The organism is Nocardiopsis sp. TNDT3, from assembly GCF_003427465.1.
Classification (GTDB): Bacteria; Actinomycetota; Actinomycetes; order Streptosporangiales; family Streptosporangiaceae; genus Nocardiopsis; species Nocardiopsis dassonvillei.
Genome location: NZ_QPFC01000986.1, coordinates 1 through 3,895, shown reverse-complemented (window position 1 = coordinate 3,895; position 3,895 = coordinate 1). Strand labels below are relative to the sequence as shown.

The 3,895-nt window shown below is 73.8% G+C and carries 5 protein-coding genes; all 5 read right to left on the bottom strand.

The window, feature by feature from the left end; all coding sequences use genetic code 11:
* Positions 1-63: 63 nt before the first annotated feature.
* Positions 64-1,041, bottom strand: a complete 978-nt coding sequence (locus DQW06_RS22645; RefSeq protein WP_013152475.1) for an aldo/keto reductase — start codon at positions 1,039-1,041, stop codon at positions 64-66.
* Complete coding sequence (locus tag DQW06_RS22640) at positions 1,041-1,439, bottom strand: MerR family transcriptional regulator (RefSeq protein ID WP_013152474.1); 399 nt, start codon at positions 1,437-1,439, stop codon at positions 1,041-1,043. The genes DQW06_RS22645 and DQW06_RS22640 overlap by 1 nt, the downstream gene beginning before the upstream one ends.
* 60 nt (positions 1,440-1,499) lie before the next feature.
* A complete protein-coding gene (locus DQW06_RS22635; RefSeq protein ID WP_013152473.1) occupies positions 1,500-2,177 on the bottom strand; it encodes a TetR/AcrR family transcriptional regulator in 678 nt (225 codons plus the stop codon).
* A 34-nt stretch (positions 2,178-2,211) separates the two neighbouring features.
* Positions 2,212-2,991, bottom strand: a complete 780-nt coding sequence (locus DQW06_RS22630; protein WP_117199274.1) for a hypothetical protein — start codon at positions 2,989-2,991, stop codon at positions 2,212-2,214.
* A 293-nt stretch (positions 2,992-3,284) separates the two neighbouring features.
* Positions 3,285-3,895: hypothetical protein (locus DQW06_RS22625; RefSeq protein WP_117199273.1), on the bottom strand; the 611-nt coding region annotated here is incomplete at its 5' end.

The window sequence follows — 3,895 nt, the reverse complement described above, 5'->3', positions numbered from 1 at the left end:
CGCCGGGTCGGGCCCTCACCCTGCGGACGACGCGGCGGCCCGGCCCTCTCCGTCGGCCACCGGCTACCCCGCCTCGGCCATGCGCCTCCACTGCTCGTCGCTGAGCACCAGGTCGGTGGCCTCGATCGCCTCGTCCAGCTGTTCCAGGGAGCTCACCCCCACCAGCGGCACCACCTTCGGGTCACTGCCCATGAGCCAGGCGAGCACGACCTGGTTGCGGGTGGCTCCGGTCTCGCGGGCGACCTCGTCCAGGACGGCCAGGCGGGCGGGGGTCCCCGGGTGGTCGTAGGCCCGGTCCAGCTCGGCGGCCTTCTCCGGACGGGTGTAGGCGCCCCACAGCAGCGAGGTGTAGGCGACCAGCGTGTACTCGCGGCCCTCTGCGGCCTCGGCGCGGACGAAGTCCAGGAGTTCGGGCGTGGCGTGCATGTGGCCCGCGGACCGCAGCGGCAGGTCGAGGCGGGGCTGGAGGTAGCTGTACCGGTACTGGAGCACGCGGGGGCGCGGCCACCCCCGGGCCTCGGTGACGGCGCGGGCCCTCTCCAGCTTCCAGGCGCGGTGGTTGCTCAGCCCCAGGTGGGAGACGGCGCCCTCGCCGACCAGGGCGGCGAAGGCCTCCAGGGTCTCCGGGAGCGGGGTTCTGGGGTCCTCGTTGTGGGCGTAGAGCACGTCCAGGCGGTCCATGCCCAGGCGCTCGCGGCTGCGCTCGGCGGCCGTCGCCACGGCCCGCGCCGACAGCCCCTCCTTGGTCTCCGCGCCGGTGCCGGGCACGGTGGGCTGCGCGCCGAGCTTGGTGGCGATGACCACCTCGTCGGTGACGCCGCGCTCGCGCCGCCAGCGGCCCAGGAAGGTCTCGCTCTCGTGCCCCTCGAAGCCCTCCACCCAGTACTGGTAGCAGTCCGCGGTGTCCACGAAGGTGCCCCCGGCCGCCACGAAGCGGTCGAGCAGCGCGGCGGAGGTGGCGTCGTCGGTCTCGCTGCCGAACTTCATCGCGCCCAGGCACAGGGCGCTGACGCGGCGGTCGCCGATGGTGGTGTAGCGCATCAGGAGGTCTCCTTGAGGGGTTCGGGGGCGCGGGCGGCGAGCACGCCGCGGTAGTAGTCGATCTTGTGCTGGATCACCGTCTGGCACCGGCGCATCTCCTCCATGCGCTCGTCCAGCCGCTCCTGGTGGCCCTGGAGCAGGTCCAGGCGGTCGGGAACGGTGTGCTCGCCCTCGCGGATGAGCTCGGCGAACTCGCGCAGCCGGACGATGGGCATGTCGGTCTCGCGCAGGCACCGGATCATGTCGAGCAGTTCGACGTCGTCGGCCCGGTAGCGGCGGTGCCCGCTGGGAGAGCGCTCGACCCGGCGCAGCAGCCCCGCCTTCTCGTAGTAGCGCAGGGTGTCCAGGGTGAGGTCGAAGCGCTGCGCGACCTGGCCCGGCGTGTAGTAGTCCCTCATGAACAGAAAGCATGGGACCTGGAGCGCACTCCAGGTCAAGGGAGGGAACGAAAAAACCGTCTAGGTCTCGCCGGCGCGGATGGCGCCGACCACCGCGGCGGTGAGGTCGTCGATGATCTCCTCCTCGCCGACCTCGGGGTGCTCCAGCCACCACTCCCCCGCCGCCTGCACCATGCCCACGACGGCGTGCGCGACGATCTGGGAGCGCGGGCGGTCGCCGACGCGCCGTTCGGCGACGAGCTGGTCGGCGAGCTCCTCGCCCAGGCGGCGGACCATCATGCCCAGGTCGCCGCGGGTCCGGGAGTCCTCGGAGGTGGCCCGGTCCATCAGGAACCGGTAGAGGTTGAGGTTCTGGGAGATCATCGACAGGTAGGCGCCGACCGTGGCGCGGGCCCGGACCTCGAACTCGGTGTGCTGGTGCAGCTCCTCGCGGATGCGCTCGATGAGCGGGTCCACGTGGCGCCGGGCGAGTGCCCGGTACAGGCCGCCCTTGTCACCGAAGTGCCGGTACAGGATCGGTTTGCTGATCCCGGCCTCGGCCGCGATGACCACCATCGACGCGTCCGGGCCGTCGCGCTGGATCACCCGGTCGGCCGCGTCCAGGATGGCGCGGCGCCGCTCGGGGTCGCGTCCGCGCGCGCCCCGCCCTCCGCGCGGGGCCGAGGCCTGCGGCGCGGGCGCGCCGGAGGCGTCACTGCTGTCGGTCAGCGCGGCCGGCCGCGCGCGTTCGAGTGCCACAAGGGTTCACCGTAGCGGCTCGCGGAGCCCCGGATCAGGCCCGGAGCGCGATCCAGGTGGCCCTCGCCAGGGCCAGGAGGCGGCCCTCGCCGTCGTGGAGGGCGCTGGCGGTGGTGATCTTGCGGCCGTCGACCGCCTCCAGGTACCCCATCACCACGTGGGCCTCACCGATCCTGGGCAGCTCGTCCACGCGGACGGTGATGCGGCCCAGGAGGGCGGGGCGGCCGGAGATGGCGCTGGACCAGCCGCCGGGGCAGTCCAGTGCGGCCCACACCTGGGCGGGGCCGACCGCGTCGGAGCCCTCGTCCAGGGACGGGTGCGGGGTCCAGGCGCAGGCGACGGTGTTGCCGACCCCGTCGGGGCCGGTGCCCGGGCGCACGGAACCGGCGAACAGGCGCAGGCCCTCGCCCTCGGCGCGTTCGGGGCCGCAGCTGTAGCAGCGCGGGAAGGGGTGGTCGGTCAGGCCCGCGTAGCGCTCCTCGGCCTCGCGGGCCTCGGGCACGGTGACGGGGCCGCCGGGAATGGCGGAGTCACGGGGGAGGTCGGCGGTCACCGCCTCGGCCACCAGGCGGGCGTCCTCCCCGGCGCCGGAGTCGGTCAGGTGCAGGGCGCCCTCGGGGCCGCTCTCCACCGTCAGCGGGCGGCCCAGGGGCGGCGGGGTGCGCAGGGTGACCCGCACGGCCGGTCCGCCGACGGAGGTGAGCCGCGCGGCGAGCAGTCCGGCGGTGTAGCCGCCGTTGCCCGAACCGTCGGGGCCGTTGTATCCGATGGGGATGGTGAGGGTGGGGGCGCCGTTGCCCGCGGTGGCGTTCATGCGAGCCAGATTAGAGGTCGGATGTCCGGACCGGGAAGCCCTGCCGCCGGGCGGGGGCCGGACGTCGACCCGCGTGACGGCCCCGCCGTCGCCGGTCTCGGGAAAGGCCGGGGTGAACGTGTTCCCGTCCGCGAGCACACCGCTGCCCCGACGGGCCTCCTCGGGCCCGAGCGCGGTCGAGCCGCCGTCGGAGAGGTTCTGGCTGCGACGTCACTCTCCCCCCGGCGATCGGCCCGGTCACGGCCTCCGTTCCGCACGCGCCCTCCGGAACCGGGGCCCGGCGTCCGGACCGCTCAGCCGCCCAGCTGCCGGGAGGTCTCACCGACGTTCTCGGTGAGCGTGCGGACGTTGTCGGCGACCTCGGGGGCCTCCCCGATGAGGGCGAGGAGGCCGTCGTGGGTCTCGTGCACGCACCGGGGCGAGGGCATACTCCCCATGTCGAGCCGGTGCAGGGGGCGGGGGTACAGGTTCCAGGTGCCCGGGACGGTCAGCACGGCGATACTCCCCACATCCTCGGTGTCGCCCCCGCTCTCGTGCAGGGTGATCCGGACCAGGGCGACGCCCCCGCCCAGGTCGTTGGCACCCACTGGGAGTTCGAGCGCCTCCGCCTTCTTGGGCTCCAGGGCGTAGGCGATGTCGGTGGAGGACTCCTCGCCCACCGCGGGCAGGTCGATCTCGTAGGAGGCCGTCACCTCGATGGGTCCGCCGACGCCGTCGACGCACTCGGTGACCGGAACGAAGTCCTCGGTCCGGACGGTGATCCGCTCGAACACCTTCAGGTCGTCGGAGTCGTTCCTGAGGACCACGGTGAGCACGGTGGCGTGGACCTCCGCGTCCTGGGCGGCCGTGTCCTGGGCCGGGTCGGTGACCTGTCCGCCGACGACCTGCGAGCCGTCGGCGGACA